Source organism: Agrobacterium tumefaciens (genome assembly GCA_025559845.1).
Taxonomy (GTDB): domain Bacteria; phylum Pseudomonadota; class Alphaproteobacteria; order Rhizobiales; family Rhizobiaceae; genus Agrobacterium.
Map to the genome: position 1 here is coordinate 1,680,569 of CP048470.1, position 15,577 is coordinate 1,696,145.

General features: G+C 57.9%; 17 protein-coding genes. 4 read left to right on the forward strand and 13 right to left on the reverse strand.

Annotated features, from left to right (window positions below; all coding sequences use genetic code 11):
* Positions 1-91: 91 nt before the first annotated feature.
* From FY156_24175 to FY156_24190, 4 genes are all read right to left on the reverse strand, one after another.
* A complete protein-coding gene (locus FY156_24175; GenBank protein ID UXS04559.1) occupies positions 92-823 on the reverse strand; it encodes a YdcF family protein in 732 nt (243 codons plus the stop codon).
* Positions 824-920: 97 nt separating this feature from the next.
* Complete coding sequence (locus FY156_24180) at positions 921-1,928, reverse strand: ABC transporter permease (protein UXS04560.1); 1,008 nt, start codon at positions 1,926-1,928, stop codon at positions 921-923.
* The gene (gene ftsE, locus FY156_24185; protein UXS04561.1) at positions 1,921-2,580 is read right to left on the reverse strand and encodes a cell division ATP-binding protein FtsE; all 660 of its coding nucleotides are present in this window, start codon (positions 2,578-2,580) and stop codon (positions 1,921-1,923) included. The genes FY156_24180 and ftsE overlap by 8 nt, the downstream gene beginning before the upstream one ends.
* 45 nt (positions 2,581-2,625) lie before the next feature.
* Complete coding sequence (locus tag FY156_24190) at positions 2,626-2,772, reverse strand: hypothetical protein (GenBank protein UXS04562.1); 147 nt, start codon at positions 2,770-2,772, stop codon at positions 2,626-2,628.
* Positions 2,773-2,776: 4 nt separating this feature from the next.
* Here FY156_24190 and FY156_24195 point away from each other — a divergent pair, with 4 nt between their 5' ends.
* From FY156_24195 to FY156_24205, 3 genes are all read left to right on the forward strand, one after another.
* On the forward strand, positions 2,777-3,448 hold the full coding sequence (locus FY156_24195) for a DUF3426 domain-containing protein (GenBank protein ID UXS05230.1): 672 nt from the start codon (positions 2,777-2,779) through the stop codon (positions 3,446-3,448).
* A gap of 65 nt (positions 3,449-3,513) precedes the next feature.
* On the forward strand, positions 3,514-4,056 hold the full coding sequence (gene hpt, locus FY156_24200) for a hypoxanthine phosphoribosyltransferase (GenBank protein UXS04563.1): 543 nt from the start codon (positions 3,514-3,516) through the stop codon (positions 4,054-4,056).
* A 144-nt stretch (positions 4,057-4,200) separates the two neighbouring features.
* A complete protein-coding gene (locus tag FY156_24205; GenBank protein UXS04564.1) occupies positions 4,201-4,560 on the forward strand; it encodes a response regulator in 360 nt (119 codons plus the stop codon).
* A gap of 168 nt (positions 4,561-4,728) precedes the next feature.
* On the opposite strand, the gene FY156_24210 is transcribed toward FY156_24205, so the two are convergent.
* The 4 genes from FY156_24210 to argH all read right to left on the reverse strand — a co-directional run bounded on the left by FY156_24210 (position 4,729) and on the right by argH (position 10,558).
* On the reverse strand, positions 4,729-7,413 hold the full coding sequence (locus FY156_24210; GenBank protein UXS04565.1) for a TIGR02302 family protein: 2,685 nt from the start codon (positions 7,411-7,413) through the stop codon (positions 4,729-4,731).
* A gap of 165 nt (positions 7,414-7,578) precedes the next feature.
* Positions 7,579-8,847, reverse strand: coding sequence for a diaminopimelate decarboxylase (gene lysA, locus FY156_24215; protein ID UXS04566.1), 1,269 nt, complete (start codon positions 8,845-8,847; stop codon positions 7,579-7,581).
* 13 nt (positions 8,848-8,860) lie between these two features.
* The gene (locus FY156_24220; protein ID UXS04567.1) at positions 8,861-9,064 is read right to left on the reverse strand and encodes a hypothetical protein; all 204 of its coding nucleotides are present in this window, start codon (positions 9,062-9,064) and stop codon (positions 8,861-8,863) included.
* A gap of 93 nt (positions 9,065-9,157) precedes the next feature.
* Positions 9,158-10,558, reverse strand: a complete 1,401-nt coding sequence (gene argH / locus FY156_24225) for an argininosuccinate lyase (protein UXS04568.1) — start codon at positions 10,556-10,558, stop codon at positions 9,158-9,160.
* A gap of 24 nt (positions 10,559-10,582) precedes the next feature.
* Between argH and FY156_24230 the strand changes: the two genes are divergently transcribed.
* Positions 10,583-11,245, forward strand: a complete 663-nt coding sequence (locus tag FY156_24230) for a TlpA family protein disulfide reductase (protein ID UXS04569.1) — start codon at positions 10,583-10,585, stop codon at positions 11,243-11,245.
* A gap of 67 nt (positions 11,246-11,312) precedes the next feature.
* On the opposite strand, the gene FY156_24235 is transcribed toward FY156_24230, so the two are convergent.
* The 5 genes from FY156_24235 to FY156_24255 form a co-directional block, all read right to left on the reverse strand.
* Entirely contained in the window at positions 11,313-12,194 is an 882-nt protein-coding gene (locus FY156_24235; protein ID UXS04570.1) for a 3-hydroxybutyryl-CoA dehydrogenase, read from the reverse strand.
* Positions 12,195-12,308: 114 nt separating this feature from the next.
* Complete coding sequence (locus FY156_24240; GenBank protein UXS04571.1) at positions 12,309-13,238, reverse strand: electron transfer flavoprotein subunit alpha/FixB family protein; 930 nt, start codon at positions 13,236-13,238, stop codon at positions 12,309-12,311.
* Between the two features lie 25 nt (positions 13,239-13,263).
* Positions 13,264-14,010: an electron transfer flavoprotein subunit beta/FixA family protein gene (locus FY156_24245; GenBank protein ID UXS04572.1), complete on the reverse strand. Its 747-nt coding sequence runs from the start codon at positions 14,008-14,010 to the stop codon at positions 13,264-13,266.
* 181 nt (positions 14,011-14,191) lie between these two features.
* The gene (locus tag FY156_24250) at positions 14,192-14,965 is read right to left on the reverse strand and encodes a rhomboid family intramembrane serine protease (GenBank protein UXS04573.1); all 774 of its coding nucleotides are present in this window, start codon (positions 14,963-14,965) and stop codon (positions 14,192-14,194) included.
* A 32-nt stretch (positions 14,966-14,997) separates the two neighbouring features.
* On the reverse strand, positions 14,998-15,576 hold the full coding sequence (locus tag FY156_24255) for a cob(I)yrinic acid a,c-diamide adenosyltransferase (GenBank protein ID UXS04574.1): 579 nt from the start codon (positions 15,574-15,576) through the stop codon (positions 14,998-15,000).
* Position 15,577: the final 1 nt, after the last annotated feature.

The following is a 15,577-nucleotide window of genomic DNA, read 5'->3' on the forward strand; positions in this document are numbered from 1 at the left end:
CTCCAGGAAATGTCTGGCCTGGATACCGGGTGCCTATGTGCGAACGCCTACACGAAAAAGAGGCCTTGCAGCAAGGCGTTTGTCCGATCCGTCAGGGCGTGACGCTGCCTGTGTGGATAGGGGCATGATCGCCAGCGAGCTTGCGCAGCCCATCGCCCTTGCCGATGCCTGTCAGATCGCGACCTGCAGCGGCGACGAATTTCATATATTCATAGAGCATGGTTCTCACCACGTCTGGCTCCACGAACCAGTTGGTGCGGGCAAGATCAGAGCTGATGACCGGGTAGGAGATGAATTCCGTTTGCGGGCTTGCACTACGCAACTCATGCAGGCTGCGGTGCATATGGTAGTTGTTGGTGACGACAACGACCGAGGCGTAACCGTGGTCGCGTATCCAGCTTGACGCCTCGTTGGCGTTGCCGATTGTGTCGATCGCCTTGTAACCCATATCCACGCAGCAAGTGAAAAGATCGGGAGACCCTTGCGTCATCCTGCGGATTTGCGCACGTGTCGTCGCCGGATTGACCCCGGAGATCAGCAACCGCTTGCCAACGCCGTCACGCAGCAGGCCGACGGCCTGTTCGATACGCTGGTAGCCCCCGGTCAACACGATGATTGCATCCGCTTTGGCGGACGCTGGCGGGCGCATCGACGCCACGGAATCGGCAAACCAGAGAAAACCGCCGAAAAGCGCGCCAAAGGCAATCACGCACAGCAATATGATGACCCGGACAAAACGGCGCAAAGGTCCACGCCGCGACAGCAGGTTGTTTCCTGCCCGATGCATGGTCGATGGGTCCTGGTCTGTCCGACTCACAAACATTCCTCATGAATACTCGCCGATTAAGGCAAGGAACAGGCATTTCTAGCCTTGGACGTATAAACGGCTTTGGGCGATATTCGTTCGTCCGAAGCGCTCTTCAGGAGGTCAATCCGTCGCTTTTCGACGGGTCGGAACGGACCCGGTCGATATCGTCTATGGTGCGAATGACGGTGATGCGTGCGGTGAGAGTCGTCAGAAGCGCAATGACCATCATGGTGGCGGCAATACCGAGGTATCCCCCCATGCCAACCGAGAACGATCCGAAAAGGGCGCTCGCCTGGTCGCTCTGTGGCGTTGCGACCGTGCTGGACTGCCAAAAGCCTGCGGCCAGAAAGACGAGTGCTGCAAGTGCGCTGCCTGCTGCCGATCCCTTCAGGCTGATCTTGAGGAAGTGCTTCTGGAATTCTCGCGCCACGAAGCTGCTCTCGGCGCCAACGAAATGGAGCACCTCGACGATATGCCTGTTGCCGGAGAGCGCACCGCGCGTGGCGAACACCACGGTCAGAACCATGGCGGTGAACACCAGTATCAATACGCCAAGGCCAATGCCGACGGTCGTGCGCGCCATAGAGACCAGCCGGTCGACCCAGGTTCGGTGGTCGTCCAGAAAGGCCTGCGGAATTTCCGTTTTCAGCATGTCGCGCATGGCCTGGAAATCGGGCGGGTTGTTCTCATCGATTGTGATGACGACGAGACGTGGAACTGGAAGCTCCGACAGGTTCAGACCCGAACCAAGCCAGGGTTCCAGAAGGCGCGATGTTGCGGCGTCATCGAGGATTGTTCCTTCGCGTGTGCCAACGAAGGTCAGCGCCAGATTGCGAGCCTTGTTCAGCGCCGCATTCATATCCAGGCCGTCCTCCGGCTTGAGCTGAATCGTGATCTCACGGGAAATCTGGCTCTGCCACGTCGCAGCCGTGGCCCGCACCATGGACACTGCACCAAGCGTAAGACAGGCAAGAAAAGCCATGATGGCGATGACGACCATCAATGCGTTGCCCTGGATGTTGGAGGGCGGCAGAATCGGCGCCATGGGGCGAATCCGCATCGGCGGTCGCTTCGGTGCGCCGGCTTCGGGTTTCAGCGGGGTGGGGTTCATCTCATTCATAGATGTCGAGCCGCCCTTCTGTAAGAATCATCCGGCGTGCGTTGATCTGGTCCATCAGGCCGAAATCATGGGTGGCGATGACAACTGCTGTCCCCAGTCGGTTGAGTTCAAGGAACAGGTTGAGCAGGCGTTTGGCCATCGGTGGGTCGACGTTGCCCGTCGGTTCGTCCGCAAGCAGGATCTCCGGCTGGTCCATCAGGGCACGGGCGATCGCGGCACGCTGTTTCTCGCCGCCGGACAGGATGGCGGGCAGCACATTGATGCGCTCACCGAGACCCACCCATTTCAGAAGTTCGATAACGTCATTGCGATAGGCGCTTTCTTCCTTGCCACGCACCCGCAATGGCAATGCCACGTTCTCGTAGGTCGTCAGATGGTCGAGGAGACGGAAATCCTGAAAGACAATGCCGACGCGGCGGCGAAGCATTGGCAATTCGTTGCGGGGGATGCGTGAAACATCGCGATTGAACATGCGGATGTTGCCGCGTGTCGGCTGGAGCGAAAGAAGAAGCAGGCGCAGAAGCGTGGTTTTGCCAGCACCGGACGGACCGGTCAGAAACTGGAACGACCCCTTGGGAATGTCGAACGTCATGTCTCTCAGGATCTCGGGACCCATTCCATAGCGTAACCCGACATTTTCGAAATGGATCAACGGACTTCCAGTCTCTTTGTTTCGTGATCTTTCGCCAGCATTGAATCACCCCTCCGGCTGCAGCCGTTTAACCGTATCGGCGAGCCCGGGCGAAGCATTTTTGCGAAGCATTAACCATTTAAATTTAAAACTTGGCAGGATTCGTTTCAATGCCCGTTTTTCAGGGCGGAAAACCTGACCAGGGGATTCCATGGGTATGTTCCGTTCATCGCGCCGCCAAGCGGCATTCGACTTCGACCTCCTGATGCCTGAAACGCCGGCACGGTCTGCATCGCGCCAGACCAGAGCCAAGCCTGAGGTGGTAGATGCGGAATTTGTCACCATCAAGGACACACGCGGCCGTACGCATGGAAATGACAATCGTGGTACAAAGGCTCGTCAGGACGTGGCTGGGCAGGTAACGGCTGCCGCTGTCATATTTGCCTTTGTCGGCTGGATTGATCGGAAATTGTCGCGTCTGTCTGTAGATGCCTACTCGGCGCTCGTGGCAACCCTCGCGATCCTCGTCTTCATCGGTGCCGGTGGCCTTTCCATGATTGCGCCAGAGCAGTCCGCCGTTGCCGCACCCGTCAGCCCCCTAGCGATATCTCATGTCTCCGTGACACCGCAGGATGCCGGCGGTATGGAAATCCTACTGATCAACGGTATAGTTGAAAACAACGGCCGGAACCTCGAAGCTGTGCCAGCGATCCGCGCTGATCTCTTCTCCGCCAAGGGGCAGCTTGTCGCCAGCATGGTCATTTCGCCCCCTGTTGAGGCGATCCAGGCGGCCAATAGTCATGGTTTTTCAGCAAAATTGCGCCATCCCGGTGGAAAAACGCCGCAGATCAAGCTTTCCTTCGTCGGGGCGGGTGCGTCCGACCGCTGACTGTGCTAACGGGTCTTGTCTTTTGACTGAACGGTAAAAGAGCAAGACGCAGCACAGGAGAAAGAATGCCCGTCGTCCGTGGAAAAAATATCGAGCCGCTTTACACCGCCGAGCAGATTGCCGAGCGCAATCGGGATATGGCGCAACGCATCGCAAACGGCCCGACCAAGGACTTGCTGGTCATTGCTGTCCTGAAAGGCTCGTTCATCTTTGCAGCCGACCTTATCCGTTCTTTGCATGACAGCGGTCTTGCGCCGGAAGTCGAGTTCATCACGCTTTCGAGCTATGGCGCCGGTACGGTTTCCCAAGGCGTCAGGATCGTTAAGGATATCGACAGCGACGTGAAGGATCGTGATGTTCTGCTGATCGACGATATTCTCGAATCCGGCCGCACGCTGCGTTTCGCCAAGGAACTGCTTTACGAGCGTGGCGCACGCAATGTCACCATCGCTGTCCTGCTCGATAAGAAGGTCAAGCGCAAGGAAGACCTGGAGGCCGATTATGTCGGCTTCGAATGTCCTGATTACTTCGTTGTCGGTTACGGTATGGACGTGGCCTATGCCTTCCGGGAATTGCCGTTTGTCGGCGTCGTAACGGGCGATGCCTGACGGGCTCACGCCTGTCCTGTTGCGACACAGTTCGGAGACGCCTCGTTAACCATCCGCAGAGCGGAGGTCGAGGTGTTTACCTCTTGAAAAGATGAGCCTGCGATGTTGCTCCCGGCTGGAAATGACGCCCAGGAGCAATGGTTGATGGCAAAGATTCTGATTACCGAAGACGAGGATGCGCTGCGCTCGTTTGTTGCGCGCGCTCTACGTCTCGACGGTCACGAGACGTATGAAGCTGCCGATGGCGAGCAGGGGCTGGAAAAGCTCCAGGAGACGAATTTCGATCTTCTTCTTTCCGACATCCGCATGCCCGTCATGGATGGCATCGAACTGGCACACCGCGCCGCCGAACGCTTTCCAGGCATGCGTATCCTGCTGATGACGGGTTATGCCGAGCAGCGTGAACGCGCCGACGATCTGGCCGAGAAGATCGTTGACGTGGTTTCCAAACCTTTCGCCTTGCCGGATATCCGCAAGGCGGTTGCCAGAGCGCTGGCTGCCTGAACGGTCAGGTTCAAATATTCGCAAAGGGCGGCCGTCGGGCCGCCTTTTTTGTTGGGAGAGATTCCAAGACGGCGAACTCGGGCGTACGATGATGTTCGCGCCGTGGTGATACGACGGGGGTACTACGATACACACCCACAATCTGGCTGAGCCGGAAGGCTACATCCACTACTGGATATCCAGCAGTCGCTCCAGATAGCGGCGCTCGATTTCGCCGGGCGGGTTGTTGCCGAGCTTTTCGCGAATGGCTTCAAGAATTTCGCGGGCACGCTGAACGTCGATTTCATCAGGTACCTTTACCTGATCGCCAAAATCAGGGCCGTTGGTGGAGCGCGGGCGTCCAAGTGGATCGCGGCCATTCTGGCCACCTTGACCTGCCATGCCTTCCTGTCCCTGGCCGGGTTGCTGACCCTGCTGACGCATGGTCTGCATGATCTGGCCCATCATGTCCTGCGCGCCTTGGCGCAGGGCGTTGAGCGCGTTGCCCTGTCCTTCGACAGCCTGTTCACCCTGGCTTTGCCCCAGGGCTTCACCGGCGCCCTGCATCTCCTGCTCTGCCTTGCCGAAATTATCACCGGGCTCCATACCGAGGTCTCGCAATCCCTGCTGCAGTTCGCCAAGCTGTTTGCCAAGTGCATCCTGCTGCTGGCGAAGATTTTTCAATGCCTCGCGCAACTGTTCTGCTGTCATCTGGTCGCTTGGCTGCTGGCCACCCTGTTGCCCCTGCTGTCCTTGCTGGCCCTGTTGTGGCTGCTGCCCATTTTCGCCCATCTGCTGGTCGTCGCCTTCGCCGTTCTGCTGGGGGTCGCCCCGCTGCATGCGGTCGCGCAGCGCCTGGTCCAGCTTGAACGTCTCATCCATCAGCTTTTGCTGCTGCTGCATGATTTCTCCGAGCTTGTCGATCTGCTGGCGCATCTTGCTGGTTTGCTGCTGGCCCTGTTGGCCGGGGCGCTGTGGCCTGCCAGCCTGAAGGTTGTTCATCATGCGCTGCAACTGCGACAGCATTTCCTGCGCGGCATCGCGATTGCCTGAACGAGCGAGGTTTTCGATCTGGTTCATCATATTTTCCAGATCGCGCTGACGAATCGTGTTTTGCGCCTGCTGATTCATGTTGGACTGCGGTGCATTCTGCATGCGCTGAGCAAGCTCACTCATGAACTCTTGCATTGCCTCGCGCAGCTCCTGCATCAACTTGGCGATTTCCTCGTCCGGGGCGTTGCGCTGCAGCGCTTCGGAAAGTGCATTCTGCGCATCGCGTAGGCGTCTTTCAGCTTGCGAGAGGTCGCCGTCTTCGATGCCTAGAGCAATTTCCCAGAGATAATCGGCCGTGTCTTTCAGCATCTCCTCGTTATAGGCAAGCCGCATGCGGGTCTGCGCCGACTGCAGCAACAGATAGTGTGTCGTATTGGGGATCGTTTCTTCCGGACGAAGGCCAACGGCCTCGTTAAAGGCGATTGCTTTCGACATCTGGCGTGTGTCGAGCGAAAAGATCTGGCGTTGCTCAACAATGGATGCCGCCAAGGGTTCGGAGAAATTGCGCCCAGGCAGGATCATCTCATGCGCCGGGCTGCGGCCGGTTTGTCCCGCGCCATCGGTCGCAACGAGCGTGATGCGCACACGCTTGCCGGCCATCGGGTGTTCGGTCAGGTTACGGCTTGTGAGCCCTTTGAGGTCGCGATTATTCTGCCTCGGCAGGTCGAGCTTGAACTCTGGCGGTGGATAAAGTGGGGTTGCCCCTTCAGCCACGCCAATCGGTTCTATGAGGGCGTGAGCTTCTTTGAGGCCATAATCGTCCTTCGCCGTAAAACCCACTTCGAGCGCGCCATTAACGGCACGGCGCGGCATATTGTCGAAAGCAATGGTTGGCGGCTGGTCGGGGATAACGTTGAAGACCCATTGCTCGCCATTGGCCGTAATCATGCCGCTTTCAGCGATGTCCATCGTGAAGGTGCGGGGCGCTAATGGTTGACCGGGATTACGCACTGCCTGCGGCTGGGTCTCGGCGCCATTTGCCGCGCCCTGTGAGGTTTCGGGTACAATTTTTTGCAACGCGCCTGCCGTGTCCGGTTCGAACGTGACTTCCTCACCGCCGTCGCCGCCCGTCATGCGGATCGTCAGCCTGGAGGATTGCGGCACGGCAATGGACTCCCGATTGCCCGCATCGCGACCGGTCAGAAAGATTGGTGCACGGCTGGTATAAGATGGTGGCGTTACCCAGGCATCAAGGCGAATATCGGGGTCGATCGGCCCAGCGGCAGGCTGGCTGCGGAATGCGTCGGCGACGCTTCCCGCGCCATTTGAAAAGGAAAATCCGAAAGCAGCGGCAAGCAGCAATGCCGGAACCGCGCGCAAGGCCATGCGGTCATGGCGGGCAATATCTGGCTTGGGCAAACCAGCATCGAGCGCTGCGATGCGCTCCGCCATGCGAAGCTGGTGTTCCTTCCACAGCGCTCGCGCCAGTGGCGTATCGAAGGCAGGTTCGTCATCCTGCACACCAACTGGCTGGTGAGCCAGGCCATTGCGCTCTTCCAGAAGACGGGAGGCTTCGGTGTCTGTTGGCCATCGCAGCCGAATGATCGGCAAGAGCGTTGCCAGAAAGGCGAAGACAAGTACGAAGACGACGCCGAGACGCAGGATGTCTGGCATGTGCCGGAAAATGCCGAACCAGGCGAGCGCGAGAAAAGCAGCAGCAAGGGTAAGCGGCCAAAGGCTTCTGGGCGCTAAGCGCTCCGCGAACATCACCAGTTTGGCGAAAAACCGTTTTGTTGTGACCCGGCGCGCAAGATCGGGCCGGTTTTCGAAGGCGCCAGTGAGGCGCTTCCTGCCTTTGTTGTCTTGCCCGGCTGTGGTCATCAATCCGTTCTCCCGGTTCTGGCCACGTCACACGCCATTCCCGGAATGGCGAAATTGTTGCTACCCGAAAGCAAAGATAACATTCTTTATGGCGAAGACGAGGGCAAGCGGACGCTCGCCCCCATTTTTTAGGCAGTTTCGCTCAATTGTGATCGCAAGCTGAGATCAGTCCAGCCAATCGGGCACGGAGTCGAGTGCGATCAGCTCGTCATAGGTGCCGCGGGGGCGGATGACATGGAACTTGTCACCCTTCACCAGCACTTCCGGGATCAGCAGACGGGAATTGTAGGTTCCTGCCTGAACTGCGCCATAAGCGCCGGCCGAGCTGACAGCGATCAGATCGCCAGGCTGCGGTGCCGCCATCTCGCGGTCGAGCGCAAGATAGTCACCGGTTTCGCACACGGGCCCGACAATGTCAGCCTTGATCCGTGCTGTGTCGGCTGCCGGCTGCACCACAGGGCGGATGCCGTGATAAGCCTCGTAGAGTGTCGGGCGTATCAGATCGTTCATCGCGCCATCAACGATCACGAAGGTCTTTTCGCCACCGTCCTTCACATAGATCACTTCGGTTACCAGGATGCCGGCATTGCCGACGATCAGGCGTCCTGGCTCAGTCACGATCTTGCAGTTGAGGCTTTTCAGTTCGTTCTTGACGATGTTGGCATAAGCGTCCGGCAGCGGCGGAGGATTGTTGTCCTCACGATAGGGAATGCCGAGACCGCCACCGATATCGACATGGCTGATCGTGTGGCCATCGCTACGCAATGTCTCAACCAGTTCGCGCAGAAGCCGGAAAGCATCTTCAAAGGGCTGAAGTTCGGTGATCTGGCTGCCGATATGCATATCGATGCCGGTGACATCGATGCCGGGCAGAGTTGCGGCGTGAGCGTAGACGGCACGGGCCCGCTCGTAGGAAATGCCGAACTTGTTTTCCTTTTTGCCGGTAGAAATCTTGGCGTGGGTGCGTGCGTCGACGTCCGGATTGATGCGGAAGGAAACATGCGCTTTCTGACCGGCTTTGATGGCACGCAGGTTCAGCACTTCCAGTTCCGGTTCGGACTCGATGTTGAAGCAGTAAATGCCTGCGGAAAGCGCATAGTCCATTTCGGCGACCGTCTTGCCGACGCCCGAGAACATGATGCGGTTTGCCGGAACGCCAGCCGCCAGTGCGCGGCGTAGTTCACCGCCGGACACTACGTCAATGCCGGCTCCAAGCTTCGCCAGCGTCTTCAGAACGGCCTGGTTGGAGTTGGCCTTCATGGCATAACAGACCATGGCGTCGACATCGGCGAAAGCCCCGGAAAACACCTTGTAGTGGCGTTCGAGCGTCGCTGTCGAATAGACGTAGAATGGTGTGCCGACCGCCTTGGCGATTTCCGGCACGGGCACGTTTTCGGCGTGCAACACGCCGTCGATGTAACCAAAATGATTCACGGTTATCTGTCCGTCAGAGAAGCTTGTCGAGAATGAATGGCCGTTCGGTTGCTGCCGGTTTCGTCTCTGTTCCGTCAGCGGCGCGCTTGTTACGCATTTCCACCGGTGTGCTCGGCGGATCGATTTCGCCTTTTCGGCCGCAAGCGGAAAGGGCGAGGCTGACGGCCAGCGTCATGCCAATGGGAACGATGAGATTACGCGCGTTTTTTGAAAGCATGGCCCGGTCCAAAGAAATATGTGCGTCTCTGATAACGAAAAACAGGGCGCTTGTGCACCCTGTTTCTTTTGATGGCAGCGTAACGTGAATTTATCAGTTGCGGCCGCGCCAGAAGGTGATCTGTTTCTTCACTTCCGAAGGTGCCGTGCCGCCGAAGCTGGTGCGGCTTGCGACAGAGGCCTCAACGGAGAGAACGTCAAAGACGCCCTTGTTGATGGCCGGGTTGATAGCCTGCAGGTCTTCCAGCGACAGATCAGCCAGATCACAGCCCTTCTGTTCCGCCAGTGCGACGGCATGACCAGTGACATGATGGGCATCGCGGAAGGGCAAGCCCGCTTCACGAACCAGCCAGTCGGCGAGGTCAGTTGCCGTGGAGTAACCGGAACCGGCTGCGGCGCGCATGCGATCCTTGCGAACTTCCAGATCACGGATCATGCCGGTCATGGCCGCAATCGCCAGTTCCAGACTCTCTGCGGCGTCGAAAACCTGTTCCTTGTCTTCCTGCATGTCCTTGGAATAGGCCAGTGGCAGGCCTTTCATGACGGTCAGGAGCGCGATCAGCGACCCGTTGATACGACCAGTCTTGGCACGCACCAGTTCTGCCGCATCCGGATTTTTCTTCTGTGGCATGATGGATGAACCGGTGGAGAACGCGTCCGACAGGCGGATGAAACCGAACTGCGGTGTGGACCAGATGACAATCTCTTCGGCAAGACGCGACAGATGCGTGGCGCAGATCGAAGCGATCGACAGGAATTCGAGCGCGAAGTCACGATCGGATACGGTGTCGATGGAGTTGCGGGTTGGTTCCCGGAAGCCGAGCGCCTTCGCCGTCATGTGGCGATCGATCGGATAGCCGGTGCCAGCCAGAGCCGCAGCGCCGATCGGGCTCTCATCCAGATGTTCGATCGCATGGCGGACACGGGCGCGGTCGCGACCGAACATTTCCACGTAAGCCATGCAATGGTGGCCGAACGTGACGGGCTGCGCGGTCTGCAGGTGCGTGAAACCCGGCATCACCGTGTCGGCATGTTCTTCGGCACGATCGAGGAAAGCCGCGATAAGCGCAGTCAGCATGCCCTCGGTCTTCTGAAGCTCTTCCTTTACCCAAAGGCGGAAATCGAGTGCGACCTGGTCGTTACGCGAACGCGCCGTGTGCAGGCGTCCGGCGGCCGTACCGATCAGCGTCGCCAACCGCGCCTCAATGTTCATGTGGATGTCTTCGAGCTTGCGGGAGAACTCGAAGGTACCGGCTTCGATCTCTGACAGAATTGTGTTCAGTCCGTCGACGATCTTGTCTTTATCTTCACGCGAAATAATGCCTTTTTCCGCCAGCATGGTGGCGTGCGCTATAGAGCCGCGGATGTCCTGGGCGTAAAGCTTCTTGTCGAAGCCGATGGAGGCATTTATCTCTTCCATGATGGCTGATGGGCCGGAGGCGAAGCGTCCGCCCCACATCTGGTTGGAGGATTTCGTGTCGTTACCATCAGCCATATCGTGCGTGCCCTGGAGTATTTGATGACAGACAAAAAGCCGCTGAGGCTTCCTTCCGCCAGATTGGTTGCAATTGCTGCCGTTGCCGGTGTTTTGAGTGGCGCAGGCGTGGTCGCGTTCAGGCATATTGGGTCTGAGAGCGAGGTTCAAGTGGCAGCGGTGGCAGACGCCGGTTTATGTGAAGGTGCCTCAACCCGGATAGCCTCGTTGAAACCCTTCCTGAAAGGGCAGGTTGCGGCGATGTCGGCAACCGACAAGCCTCGCGTTATTCCCTTGTCGTTCAAGGGCCCCGAAGCCAAGGACATGACACTTGCCGATCTCGGCGGCAAAACAGTGCTCCTCAACCTCTGGGCGACGTGGTGCGTCCCATGCCGTGAGGAGATGCCGGCGCTCAATGCGCTTGAGAAAGAAAAGGGTGGCCCGGATTTCGAGGTCGTCGCCGTCAACATCGACACGGGCAGCGATGACAAGCCGAACGCTTTCATGAGCGAATACAACATCGATGCGCTCAAGCTTTATCGCGACAGCTCGATGGGTGTGTTCAATGTACTGAAGAAGGAAGGACTGGCTTTCGGTTTGCCAGCGACCCTTATACTCGACGGAAACGGCTGCCTGCTTGCTGCGATGAATGGCCCTGCCGCCTGGGACAGCGAGGATGCCAAGGCGCTGGTATCTGCCGCAAAATAATCGTCAACATCGACCCGAATACCAAGGCAGTGGGGTGGCGCCCCACTGTTGACATTGCCAGAACTGGTTAGCGGGTGGGAACCGGTGTTTCGCCGCGATAATCGTAGAAACCGCGGCCGGATTTGCGGCCGAGCCATCCAGCTTCGACATACTTCACCAGCAGTGGGCAGGGGCGGTATTTGCTATCGGCCAGACCGTCATGCAGCACCTGCATGATAGACAGACAGGTATCGAGACCGATGAAGTCAGCAAGCTGCAACGGACCCATCGGGTGGTTTGCACCAAGTTTCATGGCGGTATCAATGGCTTCAACGGAGCCGACACCTTCATAAAGCGTATAAATCGCTTCGTTGATCATCGGCAGCAGAATGCGGTTGACGATGAAGGCAGGGAAGTCTTCTGCAACGGTGATCGCCTTGTCGAGCGAGCGCACATAATCTTTTGCGACGTTGAAGGTTTTCTCGTCCGTCGCGATACCGCGTACCAGTTCGACAAGCTTCATGACCGGAACCGGGTTCATGAAGTGGATACCCATGAACTGTTCCGGACGATCTGTTGCGGATGCAAGACGTGTAATCGAAAGCGAAGATGTGTTGGTGGCAAGTAGGGCTTCCGGCTTGAGGACGGGGCAGACCTTCGCGTAGATCTTGCGCTTGATTTCCTCATTCTCGGTGGCAGCCTCGATCACCAGATCCATTGCCGCAAGGTCGTTGATGTCGTCCGATCCCGAGATCAGCGAAAGTGCGTCCTTGCGGGCATCATCACTGATCTTGTTGTGGGAGACCTGGCGCGCCAGATTGCCGTTGATTGTGGCAAGACCCGCCTCGATCCGGTCCTTGGCAAGGTCGTAGATATGAACCTTGTAGCCGGCGATGGCAGAAACATGAGCAATGCCGCAACCCATCTGACCGGCTCCGATGACACCGATATTCTTAAATGGGGCGGACATTGGCGTTTCTCCTCGCAAGAATTTGTCTGTTGTTATCGTGGCGATGTTACGCACATCGCCGGAAAAGCGAAAGCGGCGCGTTTCAAAAACGCGCCGCTTTGCGAATGGCAATTATCAGAGAGCTTTTTCGAGTTCCGGCAGGGCGTCGAACAGGTCTGCAACGAGGCCGTAGTCAGCAACCTGGAAAATCGGCGCTTCTTCATCCTTGTTGATGGCAACGATGACCTTGCTGTCCTTCATGCCGGCCAGATGCTGGATTGCACCGGAGATACCTGCGGCGATGTAAAGCTGCGGCGCAACCACCTTGCCGGTCTGGCCGACCTGCCAGTCGTTCGGCGCGTAGCCGGCATCGACTGCAGCGCGTGATGCGCCAACCGCCGCACCCAGCTTGTCAGCAACCGGAAGAATGACTTCCTTGAACTTTTCCGCCGAACCCAGTGCGCGACCGCCGGAGATGATGATCTTGGCAGAGGTCAGTTCCGGACGATCGGAAGAGGCAAGCGCATCCGATACAAACGACGAAACGCCAGGGTTGGCAGCCGTTGCAACGGTTTCGACGGCAGCCGAGCCGCCGTCTGCGGCAGCGGCGAATGCTGTCGGGCGGACCGTGATGACCTTCTTGGCGTCGGTTGCCTGAACGGTCTGGATGGCGTTGCCGGCATAGATCGGACGCTTGAAGGTGTCAGCCGACACGACTTCGATGATTTCAGAGACCTGTGCAACATCGAGAAGGGCTGCAACACGCGGCAGAACGTTCTTGGCGGATGCGGTGGCCGGAGCGACGATGACGTCATAGGCCGGAGCAATCGACAGGATCAGCGCGGCCAGCGGTTCTGCGAGCTGGTTGGCATAGGACGCGTCGTCAGCCAGCAAGACCTTGGAGACGCCGGAAAGCTTGGCTGCCGCATCGGCAACGGCCTTGGCACCGGAACCGGCAACCAGAACGGTGACATCGCCGCCTATCTGCGTTGCAGCCGTCAGCGTCTTTGCCGTCTGGTCGGAAAGGGTGGTGTTGTCGTGTTCTGCCAGAAGAAGAATGGCCATAATGTAATCTCCCTTTTCCGAAACCTTAGAGGATGCCGTCGGCCTTGAGCTTCGATACAAGCTCAGCAACCGAACCAACCTTGACGCCAGCCTTGCGGCCAGCCGGCTCTTCTGTCTTCAGAACCTTGAGGCGCGGCGAAACGTCGACGCCGAAATCAGCCGGAGCCTTCTTGTCGAGCGGCTTTTTCTTGGCCTTCATGATGTTCGGCAGCGATGCGTAACGCGGTTCATTGAGGCGAAGGTCCGTGGTGACAACAGCGGGAAGCGTCAGTTCGACCGTCTGCAGACCGCCATCGACTTCACGGGTCACGGCAACCTTGCCATCGGACGGCGCAACCTTTGAGGCGAAGGTGCCCTGGCCCCAGCCGAGCAGGGCTGCCAGCATCTGGCCGGTCTGGTTGCTGTCGTCGTCGATTGCCTGCTTGCCGAGGATCACCAGGCCTGGTGCTTCGGCTTCGGCAACGCCCTTCAAAAGCTTGGCAACGGCCAGAGGCTCGACCGTTTCGTCGGTTTCGATCAGGATGGCGCGGTCAGCACCCATGGCGAGCGCCGTGCGCAGCGTCTCTTCGGCCTTGGCAGGGCCGATCGAAACAACCACAACCTCTTCCGCCTTGCCGGCTTCCTTCAGGCGCAGAGCCTCCTCGACCGAGATTTCGTCGAACGGGTTCATCGACATCTTGACGTTCGCAAGCTCTACACCGGAACCGTCCGCCTTGACGCGGATCTTAACGTTGTAGTCGACTACGCGCTTAACAGGTACGAGGATTTTCATTGCGTCCTTCCTTAAACTCCTGTCCGCAAGACATCAGCCATGCAGGACCTCCAAAAACAGGTTGGCGTCATGGATAAGCATTTTTCCCGCAAATACAACGGAACAATGATCATTATCACATGCGTATCAGGCATATCTTACGTTGACGTTCACGTAAATACTTTATCCGTTCGGCTTGTTTTCAACGTGTTCCGTCATACTGGCCTTTTGACCATGGCGACTCTGTCGTTTGCGACGTATTTTTGAATTGCGCCGCCCTCGGTGGAACAATGGTACGATCAAAAAGTGGAACGCCACGTCTTCGTAGAAAAACCACCAGAATCGCGCCAGCAATTATGCCGCCGACATGGGCACCCCACGACACGTTTTCTTCCAGTCCAAGTACCAGCATCAGGAATTGCTGACCGATCCAGAGTGCCAGCGGAACGAACGCGGGCAGGGGCAGGGGAATGCGCATGAATACCAGCACCCAAACGCGTACTTTGGGGTGCAGAAGGAAATAGGCAGCGACAATGCCCGAGACCGCACCGGATGCGCCGATCAGCGGTCCCTGAGACATCGGTGATACCATGCCGTGAAACAGCGCGCCGGCGATGGCGCAGGCAAGGTAGAAAATCAGAAAACGAAGATGGCCGAGCGCATCTTCGACATTGTCGCCGAACACCCAGAGAAACAACATGTTGCCAGCCAGATGCCAGAAATCCAGATGGACGAATGCATAGGTAACTGCCGTCAGGTCATCAGGCACGATTTGCAGGGCAGGTTCCAGGTAAGCGTAGTCAAAGACAACGGCCGGGATGAAGCCAAGGCCGAGGGTTGCGGCATTTGCTTCCGTTTCGCTTGCCAATACGCCGGTGAACAGCCAGACGAGGACATTGACGATAATCAAGCCAATCGTCACGTATTGCAGGCGGATGTGCTTGAGCGCATTCGCATCGTGCAGCGGTATGAACATCGAAGGCCCTTCGTATTTGCACCCGTTCGATTTTATCTGTTCTGGCCGGGGACCCAGAGGATATCGGCTTTACCGGTATCGTTTGCATAGCGCGCGGCGACGAACAGGAAATCCGAGAGACGGTTGGCATATTTGATGGCTGCCGCGCTAACAGTTTCGTTTTCGCTAACGGACAGTTCAACCATCAGCCTTTCTGCTCTCCGGCAGATGGTGCGTGCCAGATGCAGATGTGCGGCTGCCGCACTGCCGCCCGGCAATACGAAGGAGGTCAACGGTTCAAGCTTGTCATTGAGCTGATCGATCTCGTTTTCCAGGCGTGTCACCTGGCTTTCGACGATGCGTAACGGTTCCCAGGCGGGTGGCTCATTCGTTTCCGGCGTTGCAAGATCGGCGCCAAGGTCGAAGAGGTCGTTCTGAATGCGAAACAGCATCGCATCGACATCCGCCATGTCCTTCGTATAGAGGCGCGCGACACCAATGGAGGAGTTCGTTTCGTCGACCGTACCGTAGGCTTCAACGCGCAAGTCATACTTGAGACGGCGCGGTCCCGATACCAGTGCTGTTGTGCCCTTGTCACCGGTACGGGTATAGATCTTGTTGAGTTTCACCATG

What these genes read in the sequence shown, in the direction of transcription:
- FY156_24205 (UXS04564.1), top strand. Translation starts at nt 4,201, where the DNA reads ATGGCAAAGATTCTGATTACCGAAGACGAGGATGCGCTGCGCTCGTTT.
- FY156_24255 (UXS04574.1), bottom strand. Translation starts at nt 15,576, where the DNA reads ATGGTGAAACTCAACAAGATCTATACCCGTACCGGTGACAAGGGCACA.
- FY156_24250 (UXS04573.1), bottom strand. Translation starts at nt 14,965, where the DNA reads ATGTTCATACCGCTGCACGATGCGAATGCGCTCAAGCACATCCGCCTG.
- hpt (UXS04563.1), top strand. Translation starts at nt 3,514, where the DNA reads ATGCCCGTCGTCCGTGGAAAAAATATCGAGCCGCTTTACACCGCCGAG.
- FY156_24195 (UXS05230.1), top strand. Translation starts at nt 2,777, where the DNA reads ATGTTCCGTTCATCGCGCCGCCAAGCGGCATTCGACTTCGACCTCCTG.
- FY156_24190 (UXS04562.1), bottom strand. Translation starts at nt 2,772, where the DNA reads ATGGAATCCCCTGGTCAGGTTTTCCGCCCTGAAAAACGGGCATTGAAA.
- FY156_24210 (UXS04565.1), bottom strand. Translation starts at nt 7,413, where the DNA reads ATGACCACAGCCGGGCAAGACAACAAAGGCAGGAAGCGCCTCACTGGC.
- FY156_24235 (UXS04570.1), bottom strand. Translation starts at nt 12,194, where the DNA reads ATGTCCGCCCCATTTAAGAATATCGGTGTCATCGGAGCCGGTCAGATG.
- FY156_24230 (UXS04569.1), top strand. Translation starts at nt 10,583, where the DNA reads ATGACAGACAAAAAGCCGCTGAGGCTTCCTTCCGCCAGATTGGTTGCA.
- FY156_24175 (UXS04559.1), bottom strand. Translation starts at nt 823, where the DNA reads ATGTTTGTGAGTCGGACAGACCAGGACCCATCGACCATGCATCGGGCA.
- FY156_24220 (UXS04567.1), bottom strand. Translation starts at nt 9,064, where the DNA reads ATGCTTTCAAAAAACGCGCGTAATCTCATCGTTCCCATTGGCATGACG.
- FY156_24245 (UXS04572.1), bottom strand. Translation starts at nt 14,010, where the DNA reads ATGAAAATCCTCGTACCTGTTAAGCGCGTAGTCGACTACAACGTTAAG.
- argH (UXS04568.1), bottom strand. Translation starts at nt 10,558, where the DNA reads ATGGCTGATGGTAACGACACGAAATCCTCCAACCAGATGTGGGGCGGA.
- FY156_24240 (UXS04571.1), bottom strand. Translation starts at nt 13,238, where the DNA reads ATGGCCATTCTTCTTCTGGCAGAACACGACAACACCACCCTTTCCGAC.
- FY156_24180 (UXS04560.1), bottom strand. Translation starts at nt 1,928, where the DNA reads ATGAATGAGATGAACCCCACCCCGCTGAAACCCGAAGCCGGCGCACCG.